At 66.9% G+C, this 16,482-nt stretch carries 15 protein-coding genes and 1 pseudogene; 3 read left to right on the plus strand and 13 right to left on the minus strand.

From position 1 onward, the window contains the following. Positions 1-20 precede the first annotated feature (20 nt). The 7 genes from FFS62_RS06290 to FFS62_RS06320 all read right to left on the minus strand — a co-directional run bounded on the left by FFS62_RS06290 (position 21) and on the right by FFS62_RS06320 (position 7,923). Positions 21-365 carry a hypothetical protein gene (locus tag FFS62_RS06290; protein WP_137971926.1) on the minus strand — a complete coding sequence of 115 codons (345 nt, stop codon included), beginning with the start codon at positions 363-365 and terminating at the stop codon, positions 21-23. A gap of 141 nt (positions 366-506) precedes the next feature. Further along, positions 507-1,850 (minus strand): class II 3-deoxy-7-phosphoheptulonate synthase, encoded by a 1,344-nt coding sequence (locus FFS62_RS06295; RefSeq protein WP_137971927.1) that lies wholly within the window; start codon positions 1,848-1,850, stop codon positions 507-509. A gap of 423 nt (positions 1,851-2,273) precedes the next feature. Beyond that, a complete protein-coding gene (locus FFS62_RS06300; protein WP_137971928.1) occupies positions 2,274-4,064 on the minus strand; it encodes an amidohydrolase family protein in 1,791 nt (596 codons plus the stop codon). Then, on the minus strand, positions 4,061-4,798 hold the full coding sequence (locus FFS62_RS06305) for a sulfite exporter TauE/SafE family protein (RefSeq protein ID WP_137971929.1): 738 nt from the start codon (positions 4,796-4,798) through the stop codon (positions 4,061-4,063). The genes FFS62_RS06300 and FFS62_RS06305 overlap by 4 nt, the downstream gene beginning before the upstream one ends. Continuing rightward, entirely contained in the window at positions 4,795-5,691 is an 897-nt protein-coding gene (locus FFS62_RS06310; RefSeq protein ID WP_137971930.1) for an SDR family NAD(P)-dependent oxidoreductase, read from the minus strand. The genes FFS62_RS06305 and FFS62_RS06310 overlap by 4 nt, the downstream gene beginning before the upstream one ends. Continuing rightward, complete coding sequence (locus FFS62_RS06315) at positions 5,688-6,602, minus strand: bile acid:sodium symporter family protein (RefSeq protein WP_137971931.1); 915 nt, start codon at positions 6,600-6,602, stop codon at positions 5,688-5,690. The genes FFS62_RS06310 and FFS62_RS06315 overlap by 4 nt, the downstream gene beginning before the upstream one ends. Beyond that, positions 6,583-7,923, minus strand: a complete 1,341-nt coding sequence (locus FFS62_RS06320; RefSeq protein ID WP_137971932.1) for an NAD(P)/FAD-dependent oxidoreductase — start codon at positions 7,921-7,923, stop codon at positions 6,583-6,585. The genes FFS62_RS06315 and FFS62_RS06320 overlap by 20 nt, the downstream gene beginning before the upstream one ends. A 98-nt stretch (positions 7,924-8,021) precedes the next feature. Here FFS62_RS06320 and FFS62_RS06325 point away from each other — a divergent pair, with 98 nt between their 5' ends. From FFS62_RS06325 to FFS62_RS06335, 3 genes and pseudogenes are all read left to right on the plus strand, one after another. Continuing rightward, positions 8,022-8,990: an AraC family transcriptional regulator gene (locus tag FFS62_RS06325; RefSeq protein WP_137971933.1), complete on the plus strand. Its 969-nt coding sequence runs from the start codon at positions 8,022-8,024 to the stop codon at positions 8,988-8,990. Then, positions 8,987-9,742, plus strand: a complete 756-nt coding sequence (locus FFS62_RS06330; RefSeq protein WP_137971934.1) for a spermidine synthase — start codon at positions 8,987-8,989, stop codon at positions 9,740-9,742. Before FFS62_RS06325 ends, FFS62_RS06330 begins: the two co-directional genes overlap by 4 nt. Positions 9,743-10,038: 296 nt before the next feature. After that, positions 10,039-11,770, plus strand: a pseudogene (locus FFS62_RS06335) (DEAD/DEAH box helicase). Between the two features lie 52 nt (positions 11,771-11,822). Here the strand turns inward: FFS62_RS06335 and FFS62_RS06340 are convergent. The 6 genes from FFS62_RS06340 to FFS62_RS06365 form a co-directional block, all read right to left on the minus strand. Further along, positions 11,823-12,224 carry a hypothetical protein gene (locus tag FFS62_RS06340; protein ID WP_137971936.1) on the minus strand — a complete coding sequence of 134 codons (402 nt, stop codon included), beginning with the start codon at positions 12,222-12,224 and terminating at the stop codon, positions 11,823-11,825. 103 nt (positions 12,225-12,327) lie between these two features. Next, positions 12,328-13,095 carry a class III extradiol ring-cleavage dioxygenase gene (locus FFS62_RS06345; RefSeq protein ID WP_137971937.1) on the minus strand — a complete coding sequence of 256 codons (768 nt, stop codon included), beginning with the start codon at positions 13,093-13,095 and terminating at the stop codon, positions 12,328-12,330. A 95-nt stretch (positions 13,096-13,190) separates the two neighbouring features. Then, entirely contained in the window at positions 13,191-13,592 is a 402-nt protein-coding gene (locus FFS62_RS06350) for a transcriptional regulator (RefSeq protein ID WP_137971938.1), read from the minus strand. A gap of 125 nt (positions 13,593-13,717) precedes the next feature. Then, positions 13,718-14,593 carry a protease HtpX gene (gene htpX / locus FFS62_RS06355; protein WP_137971939.1) on the minus strand — a complete coding sequence of 292 codons (876 nt, stop codon included), beginning with the start codon at positions 14,591-14,593 and terminating at the stop codon, positions 13,718-13,720. A gap of 88 nt (positions 14,594-14,681) precedes the next feature. Next, positions 14,682-15,134 (minus strand): hypothetical protein, encoded by a 453-nt coding sequence (locus tag FFS62_RS06360; protein ID WP_137971940.1) that lies wholly within the window; start codon positions 15,132-15,134, stop codon positions 14,682-14,684. 5 nt (positions 15,135-15,139) lie between these two features. Further along, positions 15,140-16,351 carry a pyridoxal phosphate-dependent aminotransferase gene (locus tag FFS62_RS06365; RefSeq protein ID WP_137971941.1) on the minus strand — a complete coding sequence of 404 codons (1,212 nt, stop codon included), beginning with the start codon at positions 16,349-16,351 and terminating at the stop codon, positions 15,140-15,142. Between the last annotated feature and the right edge of the window lie 131 nt (positions 16,352-16,482).

The raw sequence follows: 16,482 nt of genomic DNA on the forward strand, positions 1-16,482 counted from the left end.
GTACGGGGCGGCGTAGCCGCTTAGCGCTGCGCCTCGTGCAGTTCGCGCAGCTTGGCGCCGATCAGCGCGCCCTTGTCCGGCCCGGCGTTGATGGCGGCGCAGGACTCGGCCAGCGGTTGTTCCGCCGCCCCGTCGGCGCTGTAGCTCAGCTCGCTGCAGTCGCAGCGCAGACGCGCCTTGACCCGCTGGCTGCTGCGCTCACGCACCTCGGCTACCCAGCAGGCATCGCCGCAGCCACAGGAGCGGTACATCAGCGTCTCATCCTGCTGCGGCCAGTCGAGTTCGTATTCATTGCTGCCGCCGGCGGCCCAGGCCGTCGGGCCGGCAAGCAGAAGCAGGGCGAGGATGCGACTTAGGGAGAGCATGCGGTGCGTCCGTGCGGAGGAATGTTCGAAGGAAGTCGATGAAACGCCGCCTGCTCAGGAAAGGGAAGCGCCGCCGTTCGAGAATGTGCGGGGAGGAACAACAACGGGGCCATCAGGCCCCGTCGTTTTACCGGCGTTGCCTCAGGTGCGCGCGTGCTTCAGCGTCTCGGCGATCATGAAGGCCAGCTCCAGGGACTGGTCGGCGTTCATGCGCGGATCGCAGTGGGTGTGGTAGCGGTCGGAGAGGCCGTCCTCGGTGATCGGACGGGAGCCGCCGATGCACTCGGTGACGTTCTGCCCGGTCATCTCGATATGGATGCCGCCGGCAACGGTGCCTTCGGCGCGGTGGACCTGGAAGAACTGCTTCACCTCGGAGAGGATCTGCGCGAAGTCGCGGGTCTTGTAACCGCTGGAGGCCTTGATGGTGTTGCCATGCATGGGGTCGGAGCTCCACAGCACCTGGCGGCCTTCTTCCTTCACCTTGCGCAGCAGGCGCGGGAAGTTGGCCTCGACCTTGTCGGCGCCCATGCGCACGATCAGGTTGAGGCGGCCCGGATCGTTGTCCGGGTTGAGGATGTCGATCAGACGGATCAGTTCGTCCGGGTCCATGCTCGGGCCAACCTTGACCCCGATGGGGTTCTCCACGCCGCGCATGAACTCGACGTGGGCGCCGTCCAGCTGGCGGGTGCGGTCGCCGATCCACAGCATGTGCGCGGAGCAGTCGTACCAGCGCCCGGTGAGGCTGTCCTGACGCACGAAGGCTTGCTCGTAGCCGAGCAGCAGCGCCTCGTGGGCGGTGAAGAAGCTGACTTCGCGCAGCTGCGGCGCGCTGTCCATGCCGACCGCGCGCATAAAGGCGAGAGTCTCGTCGATACGGTTGGCCAGCTGGTGGTACTTCTCGCTCAGAGCGGAATTGGCGATGAAGTCCAGGTTCCACTGGTGTACCTGGTGCACGTCGGCGAAGCCGCCCTGGGCGAAGGCGCGCAGCAGGTTGAGGCTGGCGGTGGCCTGGTGGTAGGCCTGCAGCAGGCGGTCCGGATCGGGCACGCGGCTGGCGGCGTCGAAGCCGATGCCGTTGACGATATCGCCGCGGTAGGCCGGCAAGGTCACGCCGCCGATGGTCTCGTCGTTGGCCGAGCGCGGTTTAGCGAACTGGCCAGCCATGCGCCCGACCTTCACCACCGGGCAGCCGGCGGCGAAGGTCATGACGATGGCCATCTGCAGCATCACCTTGAAGGTATCGCGGATCTTCGCGGCGCTGAACTCGGCGAAGCTCTCGGCGCAGTCGCCGCCCTGCAGCAGGAAGGCGCGGCCCTGGGTCACTTCGGCGAACTGGCGGCGCAGCTCGCGGGCCTCACCGGCGAAGACCAGCGGCGGATAGCCGGCCAGGGTCTGCTCCACGCGGGCCAGGTGGGCGGCATCGGGGTATTGCGGCTGCTGCTGGATGGGCTTGCCTCTCCAGCTATCGGGGCTCCAGGCGGACATCGGGCTTCTCTGCGCTCGGCTGATTCGGATTGTGCCGGCATGTTAACCCCGCGGGGCACGGCAGGTCAGCCGATAAGCCTCATAGAACGAGCGAATAGAAAGGGAAGGGGCATCCGTCGCGGCCGGCCTGCCGGCGAAAACTCGGCTGCCGGCACGGCGGCCACGAGCGGATGCGAAGCGAGCGCGGCTGTCCCGAAAGCCTGGCTGGGACAGCGCTTGCCCTTGGAACGATGCTCTTGGCGGCACCTGATGAATGAGGAGGGGCCTCTCCCTAACCCTCTCCCACTAAACGGGAGAGGGGATGGTTCAGCGTCGTAGCCCGGATGCAATCCGGGACCGGAGCCGCCTGCTTCCCGGATTGCATCCGGGCTACGTCAGCGCGTAGAGAGGGTGAAACCCGCACATTGCGCTGCGCGGTACGGATCAGGCCGTGGCGGGCTGGAAGGCGCGTACCGCTTCGGCGCGCGGCAGCACGTCGCGGCCGGAGAGGAAGCGCCCGTAGCCCTGGACCTGGCCCAGCTCGCCCGGGTATTCCAGGCCACGCCGATAGGCGATGCGGCCGTTGATCAGGGTGGCGTCCACCGCGTCATCGTTGCGCTTGACCACCCGCTCCAGGCCGAGCACTTCCATCGGTGCCTCGCTCATGTCATCCAGCTCGTCGGTCAGCCCGGCGGGATTGACGATGACTAGGTCGGCGCGGTCGCCGACGCGGATATAGCCGGCATCCACGCCGATGAAGTCGGCCAGCTCGCCGCTGCAGCGGCGCACCGCCTGGCCCAGCTCCATGAACGGGGTGCCGGCCAGTTGCGCGTCACGCACGTACTTGAGGAAGCGCAGCGGGAAGTTGTACTGGGCGATGGAGCGCAGGTGCGCGCCGGAATCGGCGAAGCCCGGTTGGGTCCAGGGGCTGGACAGCAGTTTGTGCATCACCGGCAGACGCTGATTGCCGTAGCAGGTGGTCCACTTCAGCGCCTCGCGGTACTGGCAGGCCAGCTCGAAGTAGGCGTCCACCGCGTCCAGGCCACGGGCCTGGCCGAGTTGCTTGAAGTTCTTGCCGACCATCGACGAGTCCGGGCACTCAGTCACCCAGCAGTCGGAGAAGTCGCGGTGCCACAGGCCCTTGGTCAGCACGGCCTTGACCTGTTTCTTGAACAGGGCGCGGAACTCCGGCTCCAGCACCTTGGCGTACAGCTCGTCGGGGTCCTTGATGTTGCGCAGGATCTCGCCGGCCCCGAACTCCTCGAAGGCGTTCACGTTGAGGCCTTCCAGGCGCAGGGTGAACGGTGCCGGCAGGGTCTGCCAGCGGAAGTTGCCGCGCAGTACCTTGTTCGCCAGCCAGCCGGAGAAGCGGGTGAAACGGTGCAGCAGCGGCTGCGACTTGAGGTCTAGGGCGGTCAGCATCGAGCACTTGAGCGGGGTGCGGAACCAGCCATGGGCCTGCCAGAGGAAGGCGAACACGTTGACCTTGGTCACCGCGTTCGGCGCGCCCTGCATCACCGCGCCACGCCGGCGCAGGATGGCGAACAGGCGCGAGAACTCCTTCCAGCTGGCGAAAGTCGAGGGCAGCGGGCTGGACCAGGCGCGGTCGCCGTCCATCTTGTCCAGGCGCGTGGTCATCACCGACAGGCCGATGCAGCCGGCGTCCAGCGCTTCTTCCAGCAGCTGCTCCATGCGTTGCAGTTCGGCCTCGGTTGGCTCCACCTCGCTGGTGGCGCGCTCCAGACCCATCACTGCCACGCGCAGTTCGGAATGGCCGAGGAAGGAGCTGACGTTGGGGCCCAGCGCCAGCTGGTCGTAGAAGGCGCGGTAGCCGGCGGCGTCGCGCCAGGTCTTCTTCTCCTGCAGGATCGGCAGCACGTATTCGCGCGGCACCGCCTCGACACGGGTGAACAGGTCCGAGCAGTCCTCGGCATCGGCCAGCACCATGCTGATCGAGCAGGAGCCGATGGTCACGCTGGTCACACCATGGCGCACCGACTCCTTCAGCGCCGGCGCGGCGATCACCTCGGCATCGTAGTGCGAGTGGATTTCCAGAAAGCCGGGCGTGACCCACTTGCCGGCGGCGTCCAGCACCTCGCTGCAGCCGCTCTCGTCCAGCGGGCTGAGGCTGACCGCGTCGACCTTGCCGGCCTTGATGCCGACATGGCGCAGCGCGCCGGGTGCGCCGCTGCCGTCGAAGTACAGGCCGTTCTTGATGATGATGTCGTAGCTCATGCGAGGCTCCAGGGTGCCAGCAGTAGCGTGCCGGTGACCAGCAGCAGGGCGTAGATGGCGATACGGAAGTGGCGTTCGTCGAAGCGCCTATGCAGGTGTTCGCCCAGCCACAGGCCGACCAGCAACAGCGGGGCGTAGGCCAGCACCTGGGGCAGGGCTGGTTGCAGGCGGCCGTCGATCAGGAAGGCGACGGTCAGCAGGCTGTTCAAGGTGAACCAGACGCTGACCAGGGTGGCGCGAAAGCGCGCCTTGTCCAGCGTGGTGCCGGCCAGGCCGTAGACCAGCAGCGGCCCGCCTGAGGCGAACAGGCCGTGGCTGAGGCCGGCGCCGAGCGTCAGCAGGCGGGTCAGCCACTGCGGGCGTACCGGCAGCGTGGCGGCATGGCGCAGGCGCCACAATTCGCGCCCGGCGAACCACAGGATCAGCACGCCGAAGCCACGCTTGAGCAGCGCCGCGTCCAGATAGGGCAGCAGCCAGTAGCCGAGCAGGGTGCCGGCGACCATGCCCGGCAGGATGGTGCCGAGCAGCAGACGGCGGTCGATCTGCGCACGGTGGCGCCACACCAGGTAGCCGGTCATGCCGATATTCAGCGGTACCAGCACCGGCAGCAGCTGCTCGATGGGCAGCAGCAGCGCGCCCAGCGACAGGGCGATGACGATGCTGCCGAAGCCGGTGACGGCCTCCAGGGTGTAGGCCAGCAGGATAAAGGCGCCGAGGGCGTAGGTCGCGCTCATGGTTGGCCCTCGGCCCGATCTGTAGGAGCGAGCTCTGCTCGCGAAGAGGCATCCGCGTGGATCGGTTCGCGAGCAGAGCTCGCTCCTACGATGGCAGTGGGCGCGCCGGCCGGTGGCAGTTCTCCGGCGAAGCGCTTGCTCATCTGCCGGTAATACAGCGCCGGGGCGACGCGCCAGAGCAGGCTGGCCAGCCAGCTGCCACGATCCGGGAACAGGCGCTGGCGGCCACCTTCCAGAGCCTTGAGGATTTCCCCGGCCATCCAGTCGGCGCCACGCACTCGGCCGACGGTCGAGCGCGGGTGGTTGGCCGGCTGGCCGTCGCCGCCCAGGGCGTTACGCTCGATAGGCGTGTCGAGAAAGCTCGGGTAGACCAGCAGCGTATGAATGCCATCGCGGGCGACTTCCGCGCGCAGCACCTCGAAGGCCTGGGCCAGGGCGCTCTTTGCCGCGCAGTAGCCGGCGCGGCCGAGCACCGGCATCCAGCCGGCCATGGAACCGATGGCGGCGACCTGGCCGCGGCTCTCGCGCAGCAGCGGCAGGGCGGCCAGGGTCAGTTCCAGCGGCGCGTGGTAGTCCACCGCCATGACCTTGCGCAGTACTTCCGGCGCGGTGCGGGTGGTGGGCGAGCGATGGGTGATGCCGGCATTGTTGATCAACAGGTCCAGGCGGCCGAATACGGCGCGGCAGGCCTCGATCAGTTGGTAATGCAGCGCCGGGTCGGTGATGTCGCCGGACAACCCTTCGACCCGGTCGCCGCCCAGCTCGGCGACCCGTGCGGCCAGGCCGGCGGCGTCGATATCGGTGAGCAACAGGGCGTCGCCACGGGCATGGCAGGCGCGCGCCAGTTGCCAGCCCAGGCCGCTGGCGGCGCCGGTGATCAGCGTGACTTTCATCGCGCCACCTCGGCCATGGCAACGGCCGGCGCGCGGCGCCCCCAGAGCAGGGCCAGGACCAGGCCGGCGAGCAGCTGCCAGCAACCCCAGAACGCGGCGATCAGCAGCATACCGCCGGACTGCGGGAAGAAGGTGAAGATCAGCGCCATGCCCAGGGCCGAGTTGTGGATGCCGCTCTCCAGGGTCACCGCGCGCACGTCGGCATCGCTCAGGCGCCACAGCCTGGCGCACAGGTAGCCGAGCACTAGGGCCATGGCGTTGAGGGTGACCACTAGCCAGAAGAACAGGTGGAAGTGCTCGATGAACTGGTCGAGGTTCTTCACGAAGGCGCCGCCGACGAAGGCCAGCAGCACCAGCAGGGAGAAGTGCCGCAGCGGTTTTTCCAGCTTGCGCGCCAGTTGCGGACGGCGCTTGCCCAGGGCCATGCCGGCGAGCATCGGCAGGATCAGCACCAGCACCACCATGGCCAGCAGCTCCATGGGGTCGACATGGATCTCGGTGAGCAGGGCGCGGGTGTCGGGGTTGAGTCCGGCGTACAGGGCGAAGTTGAGCGGGGTGAAGATGCCGGCGGTGAGGCTGGACACGGCGGTGACGCTGGCCGACACCGCGACGTTGCCGCGCGCGAGCCAGGTCATGATGTTGGAGAAGGTGCCGCTCGGGCAGGTGGCGACCAGAACCATGCCCAGGGCCAGCTCCGGCTCGATCGGCAGCAGTATGGTCAGGCCGCAGGTGGCCGCCGGCAGCAATAGGAACTGCACCAGCATGCCGATCACCGGCGCCTTGGGCGAGCGCAGGATGCGGCTGAAGTCGCCGGCGCGCAGCTCCAGGGACACGCCGAACATCATCAGCGCGATGATCGCGTTGAGGGCGATCATCGCCGTGGGCGAGAACTCAAGATTGACGCTGGACATCGAGCCGCTCCTCGGTCGGGGTGGTGGTGAGGTCGCGGCGCAGCTCGGCGATATGCGCTTTGAGTGCGGCTCGGTAGCTGTCCTTGTGTACGTAGTAGGCCATGCGCGGCAGCTTGAGATAGGCGAAGCCGCCGTCCAGGCGCTGGCCGGCGCGCTCCAGCACGAGGTCGCGGAAACGCCTGGCCGAGGCACTGTTGCGCTGCTGCTGGGCGATCACCAGCGCCACCAGCTCGGCCTGCTCGGCGCGGCCCTGCCAACCCAGGCCCGAGGCCTCGATCATGCCGAGCATGAACAGGTCGTCGTGCAACGGGTGGAAGACGTTGAGGTACAGCTGTGGCGCGTCGACCTCCAGCGGCCAGTTCAGCTCGGCGCGGTCGATAAAGGGATAATCGAGCTTGTAGCCGGTGGCCTGCAGGATCAGGTCGTACTCGGCGCTGTCGCCGTTGACGAAGGTCACCCGCTTGCCGTCCACCGAACGGATATCGCCGCGCGGCTGGATATCGCCATGGCCGATATGGTGCAGCACCAGCGAGTTCATCACCGGGTGCGACTCGTACAGGCGGTAGTCCGGGTCGGGCAGGCCGTACTGCGAGGGCTTGCCGAGCAGGGCGCGCACCAGCAGGCCGTCGACCAGCTGCTTGAGCCGGCGTGGCAGCTTGATCGCGCCGCCGAAGGTGTCGGTGGGCTTGCCGAGGATGAACTTGGGCAGGAAGTGGTAGCCGCGGCGCACCGACAGGTCGACCGACCTGGCCCGGTGCACGGCGTCCACCGCGATATCGCAGGCCGAGTTGCCGCAGCCGATCACCAGCACGCGCTTGTCGGCGAACAGCTCGGCGCTCCTGTAGGCTGAGGAATGCAGCAGCTCGCCAGTGAACCGGCCGGGCAGCGCCGGTTGGTTGGGCGTGTGCAGGGTGCCGTTGGCGATCAGCACGCCCTCGAACTGCCACTCGCGCAGCGTGCCATCCTGCTCGCTGACCAGGCGCCAGCCCTGGCTTAGGCGTTCCAGGCGCACCACGCGGGTGTTGAACTGGTAGTGCTGGCGCAGGCCGAAGTGCTCGGCGTAGTCGCGGAAGTACTGGCCGATCTGGCTATGGTGCGGGTAGGGCGGCACCGCGTCCGGCATGGGGAGTTCGGCGAAGGCGGTGGTGCCTTTCGAGGAGATCAGGTGCGCGGACTGGTACAGGGTGCTGTGTGGGTTGGCGATATCCCACAGTCCGCCGACATCGCTATGCAGTTCGAAGCCGACGAAAGGGATACCATGGCGCTGCAACTGGCGTGCAGCAGCCAGCCCCATGGGGCCGGCTCCGATGATGGCATGCATGCAAGGTTTGTCTTTCTGGTTATGTTCCGCAAGCATATGCAGCCCCCTGCATGCCGTAACGGCTCAAACAGGACCACTTCCGGTTAATTCAGGACTCCATGAGCAGTACCCCGTCGGTCACCGTCCACTACGCCCAGGCCATCCTCCAGGCCGCCGAGCGCCTGGCTCTGCCGCTGCCTGCCGAACTGCGCCAGCTGGGCCAGGACGCGCGCATTCCCCTGGCCCGTCAGGACGCCCTGTGGGAGGCCTTCTGCGCCGCCGCCCAGGACCCGCTGATCGGCTTGCGCCTGGGCAACGCCCTGCAGGTCGGTCATCTGGACATGGTCGGCGCGCTGCTGATGAGTTGCGAGACCTTGGGCGAGGCGCTGGAGGCGTTGTTGGAGTACTACCCCATTGTCGGCGAGGGCGGCGAGTTCGCCCTGCGTGACGAGGGCGGCCAGCTGTGCCTGGCCTACCAGCCGCACTACCAGACGCGCCGCGAGGAACGGGTGGAGGCGGTGCTGGGCAGCCTGGTGCACCTGTCGCGCTGGATCACCGGCGAGCGCATCCAGCCGCTGGAGCTGCGCTTCGAGCATGCGGCGCGTGCGGCCGAGGCGCGCTACATCGAGCTGCTCGGCTGCCGCCTGCGATTCGCCGCCGGCGAGAACGGCCTGCTGTTCGATAGCGCCGACCTGGCCATGCCGCTGATCCAGGCCAACGCGCCGATGCGCGAGCACCTGCGCGGCCTGGCCGACAGCCTGCTCGAGCGCCTCGGCCAGCAGAGCCTGGCCGTGCGCGTGCAGCAGCAGCTGCGCGCCCAGCCGCGCTGGGGCAAGGAGCGCATCGCCGAGCAGTTGGAGCTGAGCGGTCGCCACCTGAACCGCAAGCTGGCCGAGGAGGGCACCAGCTTCAAGCTGCTGCGCGACCAGGTGCTGTACCAGATGGCCGAACAGCTGCTGCGCGAGTCGCCGCGCCTGGCCGAGGTGGCGGAGCGGCTCGGCTTCTCCGACGAGAGTGCCTTCGCCAAGGCCTTCCGCCGCTGGAGCGGCACCACGCCGGGACAGTTCCGCCAGGGGCTGGACGGATGAACCTGGATCACGAGGAAATCCTCCTGGAGGAGGTGCGCGACGCCTGGGGCGTGATCCGCGTGCTGGAAATCGGCGACTACCGCTTCCTCGAGTTCGGCGAGGCCATCGAGCAGAGCTGCACCTATACCCGCGACCCGGCCTGGCTGGAGTACGACTACACCCGCGCCATGCTGATCGGCGCGCTGTGCCACGAGGCGCCGGAGTCGGCACTGTTCCTCGGCCTGGGCGGCGGCACCCTGACCCAGGCCTGCCTGAAGTTCCTCGAACTGGATGACGTCGAAGTCATCGAGCTGCGCCCCGACGTGCCGCGCCTGGCCATGCAGTATCTGGGATTGGCCGACGACCCGCGCCTGACCATGCGTATCGGCGATGCCCTGGAGCTGCTGGACAGCGCCGAGACCGCCGACCTGATCTTCGTCGACCTCTATACCGACACCGGCCCGGCCGCCGGCCACCTGGCCTGGCGCTTTCTGGAAAACTGCCAGAAACGTCTCAACCCCGGTGGCTGGCTGGTGATCAACCAGTGGGGCACCGACGACGGCCGGCCGCTCGGCGCCGCCTTGCTGCGCGGGCTGTACCACCGTCACTACTGGGAGATTCCGGTGAAGGAGGGCAACGTCACGTTGCTGGTACCGGCCGACCTTGACCAGCAACTCGACTTCGACGGCCTCAAGGCCCGCGCCGAGGCACTCGCCCCGCGGCTGGGTTATTCACTGCAGCCTTTGCTGGATGAGCTGCGTCCGGCCAGCTGAGGCTCCGTAGTTTTGGCACCCGAGAGATGGGCAGCTCAGGCGGGTGATGGGCGCTCGGGCATCTCGCGACGGCCCGTCGCCCGTTTCTAGCAAAAAACCTGCCCAGCGGTTCGGCTTTTCCTGTATGATTCGCGCCCGGCCAAAACTGGCCTCGTCAATTCACGAAGCACGGCTTCGCTGCTGGTCCGCCATGCGGACTACCCTTGACGTTTCATTCATCACGTTTTCGCAACTACCCGCTGATTGGCTGCCAGGGTGACCCACAAGGTCCTTCACGGCGCGTGCAGCCTTTGTTCCTGGGTTTTTGCGGATGCACATAGAGGCAGACCCATGACTCAGGAAACCGGCACCTTTGCCGATCTCGGCCTTCATCCTTCCATTCTCGCTGCGCTGACCGCAGTCGGTTACGAAGAGCCGTCCCCCATTCAAGCCCAGGCCATTCCGATGATCCTGGCCGGCCACGACATGATCGGCCAGGCCCAGACCGGTACCGGCAAGACCGCCGCCTTCGCCCTGCCGATCCTGTCCAAGATCGACCCGGCCAAGCGCGAGCCGCAGGCGCTGATCCTGGCGCCAACCCGCGAGCTGGCCCTGCAGGTGGCCACCGCCTTCGAAACCTATTCCAAGCAGATGCCCGGCGTGTCCGTGGTGGCTGTCTACGGCGGCGCGCCCATGGGCCCGCAGCTGAAGTCCCTGCGCATGGGCGCCCAGGTCATCGTGGCCACCCCGGGCCGCCTGGTCGACCACCTGAGCCGCAACGACCAGCTGCTGTCGACCATCCGCCACCTGGTGCTGGACGAGGCCGACGAGATGCTCAAGCTCGGCTTCATGGACGATCTGGAAGTGATTTTCCAGGCCATGCCGGCCACCCGCCAGAGCGTGCTGTTCTCCGCGACCCTGCCGCACTCGATCCGCGAGATCGCCGAGAAGCACCTGCGCGAGCCCAAGCACGTCAAGATCGCGGCCAAGACCCAGACCGTGTCGCGCATCGAGCAGGCGCACCTGATGATCCACGCCGATCAGAAGATCAACGCCGTGACCCGCCTGCTGGAAGTCGAGGACTTCGACGCCCTGATCGCCTTCGTGCGCACCAAGCAGGCCACCCTGGATCTGGCCAGCGCCCTGGAAGCCAAAGGCTACAAGGCCGCTGCGCTGAACGGCGACATCGCCCAGAACCAGCGCGAGCGCGTGATCGAATCGCTGAAAGACGGCCGTCTGGACATCGTGGTTGCCACCGACGTGGCCGCCCGTGGTATCGACGTGCCGCGCATCACCCACGTGCTCAACGTCGACATGCCGTACGACCCGGAGTCCTACGTGCACCGTATCGGCCGTACCGGCCGTGCCGGTCGCGATGGCCGCGCCCTGCTGCTGGTGACTCCGCGTGAGCGCCGCATGCTGCAGGTGATCGAGCGCGTCACCGGGCAGAAGGTCGGCGAGGTCAAGCTGCCCAGCCCGCAGCAGGTGCTGGACGCCCGTATCAAGAAGCTGACTACCAGCCTCACTCCGCTGACCGCCGATGCCGAAGCCAGCCACGGTGCCCTGCTGGACCGCCTGATCGCCGACATCGGCTGCAGCCCGCGCGCCCTGGCCGCGGCCCTGCTGAAGAAGGCCACCGGTGGCCAGGCCCTGGATCTGGCCAGCGTCGAGCGCGAGCAGCCGCTGGTGCCGAGCGTCGGTGCCCCGCGCGAGCGTCGCGAGCGTGACGGCGACCGTCCCGAGCGTTCCTACGACCGTGGTGACCGTGGCGAAGTCCGCGAGCGCCGTCCGATGGCTGCTCCGAGCGAAGGCAAGGCCCGCTGCCGCACCGCCCTGGGCGCGCGTGACGGTATCGCCGCGAAGAACCTGCTCGGCGCCATCCTCAACGAGGGTGGCCTGCAGCGCGATGCCATCGGCCGCATCCAGATCCGCGAGACCTTCAGCCTGATCGAACTGCCGGAAGACGGCCTCGAGCGCCTGCTGAGCAAGCTCAAGGACACTCGCGTCGCCGGCAAGGCCCTGAAGCTGCGTCGCTACCGCGAAGACTGATCGTCGCGTATCAGAAAAAGCCCCGCGTTTGCGGGGCTTTTTCGTTGCCGGTTCAGGGTTTCGTGTGGCGTCTGTCGAGCAGCACCGCGACGGCGGCCAGGGCGATGGCCAGGCTGTAGGCGAACAGGCCCAGGTTGATGCCGAAGACCATCTTCTCCGAGCCGTCGGACAGCACCATGGAGCCGCCGTAGCTGTCGCGCAGGGCGTAGGCGAGGAGGAAGCCGCCGGTGACGAACAGGGTCAGCAGGCTGCTCAGGCGGATCTCGCCCCGCCACCAGACCAGCCACAGGCTGAAGGCGCCGAGCGCGCAGTTGGTGGCCAGCTGCCAGACCTCGTGCAGGCGGGCGTGGGCTTCCCAGCCCGGGTTGAACACGTGGCTGGCGTTGATCTCGAAGATCGGCACCACGACGGCGTAGAAGGCGATACCCACGGTGACCAGCAGTTTGGCGAGCATGCAACAGTCCTTGTTGAGAGGGTATCGCTACTCTAACGGCTGGCTGGGCAAAGCGCAGCGGGATTCCTTGGGCCCGTGAGTTCGTGCTCGCAGGCGACCCGGGTCAGGCGAATCTGTAGATATCCATGCCCAGAGCGCCATAGGTGAAGCCGCTGTGCTCGATGCGCAAGGCGTTGCCGGCACCGAGGGCGAAGTACAGCGGTAGCAGATGCTCGTCGCTGGGGTGGCTGCGCTGTGCATGGGGCGCCTGGCGACGGTAGTCGAGCAGGGCGGCGTGATCGCCGGCCTGCAGCTTCGCCACCATCCAGTCGCGGAACTCGCCGGCCCAGGGTTCGATCACGTCGGGCCCGGCGCGCCAGTCCAGCTCCCCGAGGTTGTGGGTGATGCTGCCCGAGCCGATCAGCAGCACGTCTTGTTCGCGCAGGGCCGCCAGCGCCCGGCCGACTCGCACCTGCAGTTCCGGGCCGGCATGGCTGGGCAGCGACAGCTGCAGCACTGGGATATCGGCCTGCGGGTACATCAACGACAGCGGCACCCAGGCGCCGTGGTCCAGCGGGCGCTGCGGGTCGAGGCGGCTGGGCAGGTCGGCGGCGGCCAGCAGGCGCTGCACCTGTTCTGCGATGTCCGGGGCGCCCGGTGCGGGATACTGCACGGCGTAGAGCGGGGCGGGGAAGCCACCGAAGTCGTGCCAGGTAGCAGGTTGCGCCGAGCTGCCGATCAGCAGTTCGTCGCTCTCCCAATGCGCTGATACCACCAGAATCGCCCTGGGCCGAGGTAACTCTGCGGCCAGACGAGCCAGAGCCGGGCCACTGGCGCCGGGCTCAAGGGCGAGCATGGGCGAGCCGTGGGAGATGAACAGGGCGGGCAGCATCGAGGATTCCTCCGGGTGATGCCGCCATGGTGACCGGCCAACCGATCGATATCCAATATAACTTTCAGGTGATATCGATCGACTGGCTCGTTCGATCACTCGGTCTCGAGGTTGGCCTTGGGCGCGATATCGTCGAACACCTCGGGGGTCAGCGCCGCCTCGCCGGCCGCGTCGAGTACCTCGCGCGGGTGTTCGCTGCCCGGGATGCTGCTGTCGAGCATGCTCAGCAGCTGGGCGCCGCGCGGGGTGAGCACGAAGTTCTCGCCGTTGCCGCCTTCTTCCTCGGGGCGGGTGACGATGAAGCCGTTCTCCACCAGCAGCGACTCATAGCGGGTGGCCTCGGCGCGGAAGTGGTCGAGGTTCTCCACCTGCTCGCCGGCACGTCCCAGTTCACTGGCCAGCTCTTCCGCGTAGTGACGCGGGGCGAAGGGCTTGCCGGCGGAGTTCTGCGCCTCGTGCAGCAGGCGTTCGATCAGGTCCCAGTGGTACACGGCCATGGCGATTCTCCCGAAGGCGTTGGGCTTACAGGTTCCGACTGGTGTCGGTCGGCCAAGGTTCGAGGTTTTTCGTGGGCAACAAAAAAGGCAATCCGGAGATTGCCTTTCTCGTGAAGCGGTGGCGCTTAGCCGCGGCGGCGCAGGGCCTCGATGCGGTCTTCCAGCGGCGGGTGGGTCATCAGCAGGCCGGCCAGGCCGTTCTTCAGGCCGCCGTTGATGCCGAAGGCGGTCATGCTGCTGGGCATCTGCACCGGCACACCCTGTTCGGCGCGCAGGCGCTCCAGGGCGGCGATCATGGCGCCGGTGCCGGCCAGACGGGCGCCGGCGTCGTCGGCCTTGAACTCGCGGCGACGGGAGAACCACATGACGATGATGCTGGCCAGGATGCCCAGGACCAACTCGGCGAAGATGGTCGCGACTATGTAGCCGATACCGTGGCCTTCGCCTTCGTTCTTCAGCACCACGCGGTCGACGAAGTTGCCGAAGATGCGCGCGAAGAACATGACGAAGGTGTTCACCACGCCCTGGATCATGGCCAGGGTGACCATGTCGCCGTTGGCTACGTGGCCGATCTCGTGGGCCAGAACGGCTTTCACTTCATCCGGCGAGAAGCGCTCCAGCAGGCCCTGGCTGACGGCCACCAGGGCGTCGTTCTTGTTCCAGCCGGTGGCGAACGCGTTGGACTCGTAGGCGGGGAAGATGCCGACTTCCGGCATCTTGATGCCGGCATTGCGCGACAGCTCCTCGACGGTCTGCAGCAGCCACTGTTCGTGGCGGGTGCGCGGCTGGGTGATGATCTCGGTGCCGGTGCTCATCTTCGCCATCCACTTGGACAGGAACAGCGAGATGAAGGAGCCGACAAAGCCGAATACGGCGCAGAAGACCAGCAGGCTGCCGTAGTTCTGGCCGGTGAATCGATCCACCCCGAGCAGTTTCAGGGTAACGCTGGCGATCAGCAGCACCGCCAGGTTGGTGGCCAGGAACAACACGATACGCATCATGGTAGGAAGCTTCTCCTCAGGCGAGAGACGTTCTAAGTATGCGAGCTATATAAGGTTCGCTCGCACCGCCTTCAACCGAGGCTCTATTTCAAACTATGTCGCTGGTCTGATTGAGAGCACTTTCGAAGAGCAGGCGAGTCAGGCGCGCGACCTTTTCGCTGTTGTGCTGGCCGAGGGCTTCGCGCAGCTGCCAGGCGAGGGTGCCACGTACCCGGCGGACGCTGGCGGTCTGGCTCTCGCCGTCCGGCAGGGCGTGGGGAATGCCGCGGGAGAGGCGCATGAAGCCCTTCTCGGTGAGCACCGCCTGGTCCAGGGCGTCATAGGCGATGGTCGACTCGAAGCGGACATAGCCTTCCTCGGCCAGCCACAGCAGGGCGCCCAGGCACGCCTGGTGACGCTTGCTGGGCAGGCCGAATTCGTCGGGTTCCTCGCGGCCGATCAGGTCTTCCACATACAGCGCCACCTTGCGCGGGAAGGCCTGATAGAGCGCCAGCATGCCGCTGGCGGCATCCTTGTAGAACTCGTCGATCTGCAGGTCCATGCGACTTACTGGCGGTAGGACTTGAGGAAGTTGCCGATGCGGCCGATGGCCTGCTCCAGGTCGTCGACGCGGGGCAGGGTGACCACGCGGAAGTGATCCGGCCACGGCCAGTTGAAGGCCGTGCCCTGGACCACCAGCAGCTTCTCGGAGAGCAGCAGGTCGAGGACGAACTTCTCGTCGTTGTGGATCGGGCAGACCTTGGGGTCGATCTTCGGGAAGGCGTACAGCGCGCCCATCGGCTTGACGCAGCTGACCCCCGGGATGTCGTTGAGCAGCTCCCAGGTGCGGTTGCGCTGCTCCAGCAGGCGGCCTTGCGGCAGCACCAGGTCGTTGATGCTCTGGTAGCCGCCGAGGGCGGTCTGGATCGCATGCTGGCTCGGCACGTTGGCGCACAGGCGCATGTTGGCCAGGATGTCGATGCCTTCGATATAGCTGGTGGCCTTGTGCTTGGGCCCGGAGATGGCGACCCAGCCGGAGCGGAAGCCGGCCACGCGGTAGGACTTGGACAGACCGTTGAAGGTCAGGCACAGCACGTCCGGCGCCAGGGAGGCGGTGCAGATGTGCTGGGCGTCGTCGTAGAGGATCTTGTCGTAGATCTCGTCGGAGAACAGCACCAGGTTGTGCTGGCGCGCCAGTTCGACGATGCCTTCCAGCACTTCCTTGGAATACACGGCGCCGGTCGGGTTGTTCGGGTTGATCAGCACGATGGCCTTGGTATTGCTGCTGATCTTGGCCTTGATGTCGGCCAGGTCGGGGAACCAGCCGGCCTGCTCGTCGCACAGGTAGTGCACCGGCTTGCCGCCGGCCAGGGCCACGGACGCGGTCCACAGCGGGTAGTCGGGCGCCGGGATCAGCACCTCGTCACCGTTGTTGAGCAGGGCCTGCATGGCCATCACGATCAGCTCGGACACGCCGTTGCCGAGGTAGATGTCCTCGATGCCGACGCCTTCCACGTTCTTCTGCTGGTAGTACTGCATCACCGCCTTGCGCGCGCTGAACAGACCCTTGGAGTCGCTGTAGCCTTGCGCGGTGGGCAGGTTGCGGATCACGTCCTGGAGGATTTCCTCCGGGGCTTCGAAACCGAACGGCGCCGGGTTGCCGATATTCAGCTTGAGGATGCGTTGGCCTTCCTCTTCCAGGCGTTTGGCGTGCTTGAGCACCGGCCCGCGGATGTCGTAGCAGACGTTGGCGAGCTTGTTCGATTTGCTGACCTGCATGATGCTGTGTCCCGATGTGAAGATGCCGCTGGCGGCGCAGGGAAAATTCGTCCTTGCCGGCTGTAACGCGGCATAAAGACTGGCGTCCAAAGAGGGACGCATGATACGTGCGGCCCGATGCCCGGAAAAGG

The organism is Pseudomonas sp. F(2018) (assembly GCF_005508865.1).
In the GTDB taxonomy this organism is placed as follows: domain Bacteria; phylum Pseudomonadota; class Gammaproteobacteria; order Pseudomonadales; family Pseudomonadaceae; genus Aquipseudomonas.

Excerpts from the sequence above, each read along its gene's own strand:
- FFS62_RS06290 (WP_137971926.1), bottom strand. The coding sequence starts at position 365 with ATGCTCTCCCTAAGTCGCATCCTCGCCCTGCTTCTGCTTGCCGGCCCG.
- FFS62_RS06295 (WP_137971927.1), bottom strand. The coding sequence starts at position 1,850 with ATGTCCGCCTGGAGCCCCGATAGCTGGAGAGGCAAGCCCATCCAGCAG.
- FFS62_RS06300 (WP_137971928.1), bottom strand. The coding sequence starts at position 4,064 with ATGAGCTACGACATCATCATCAAGAACGGCCTGTACTTCGACGGCAGC.
- FFS62_RS06305 (WP_137971929.1), bottom strand. The coding sequence starts at position 4,798 with ATGAGCGCGACCTACGCCCTCGGCGCCTTTATCCTGCTGGCCTACACC.
- FFS62_RS06310 (WP_137971930.1), bottom strand. The coding sequence starts at position 5,691 with ATGAAAGTCACGCTGATCACCGGCGCCGCCAGCGGCCTGGGCTGGCAA.
- FFS62_RS06315 (WP_137971931.1), bottom strand. The coding sequence starts at position 6,602 with ATGTCCAGCGTCAATCTTGAGTTCTCGCCCACGGCGATGATCGCCCTC.
- FFS62_RS06320 (WP_137971932.1), bottom strand. The coding sequence starts at position 7,923 with ATGCATGCCATCATCGGAGCCGGCCCCATGGGGCTGGCTGCTGCACGC.
- FFS62_RS06325 (WP_137971933.1), top strand. The coding sequence starts at position 8,022 with ATGAGCAGTACCCCGTCGGTCACCGTCCACTACGCCCAGGCCATCCTC.
- FFS62_RS06330 (WP_137971934.1), top strand. The coding sequence starts at position 8,987 with ATGAACCTGGATCACGAGGAAATCCTCCTGGAGGAGGTGCGCGACGCC.
- FFS62_RS06340 (WP_137971936.1), bottom strand. The coding sequence starts at position 12,224 with ATGCTCGCCAAACTGCTGGTCACCGTGGGTATCGCCTTCTACGCCGTC.
- FFS62_RS06345 (WP_137971937.1), bottom strand. The coding sequence starts at position 13,095 with ATGCTGCCCGCCCTGTTCATCTCCCACGGCTCGCCCATGCTCGCCCTT.
- FFS62_RS06350 (WP_137971938.1), bottom strand. The coding sequence starts at position 13,592 with ATGGCCGTGTACCACTGGGACCTGATCGAACGCCTGCTGCACGAGGCG.
- htpX (WP_137971939.1), bottom strand. The coding sequence starts at position 14,593 with ATGATGCGTATCGTGTTGTTCCTGGCCACCAACCTGGCGGTGCTGCTG.
- FFS62_RS06360 (WP_137971940.1), bottom strand. The coding sequence starts at position 15,134 with ATGGACCTGCAGATCGACGAGTTCTACAAGGATGCCGCCAGCGGCATG.
- FFS62_RS06365 (WP_137971941.1), bottom strand. The coding sequence starts at position 16,351 with ATGCAGGTCAGCAAATCGAACAAGCTCGCCAACGTCTGCTACGACATC.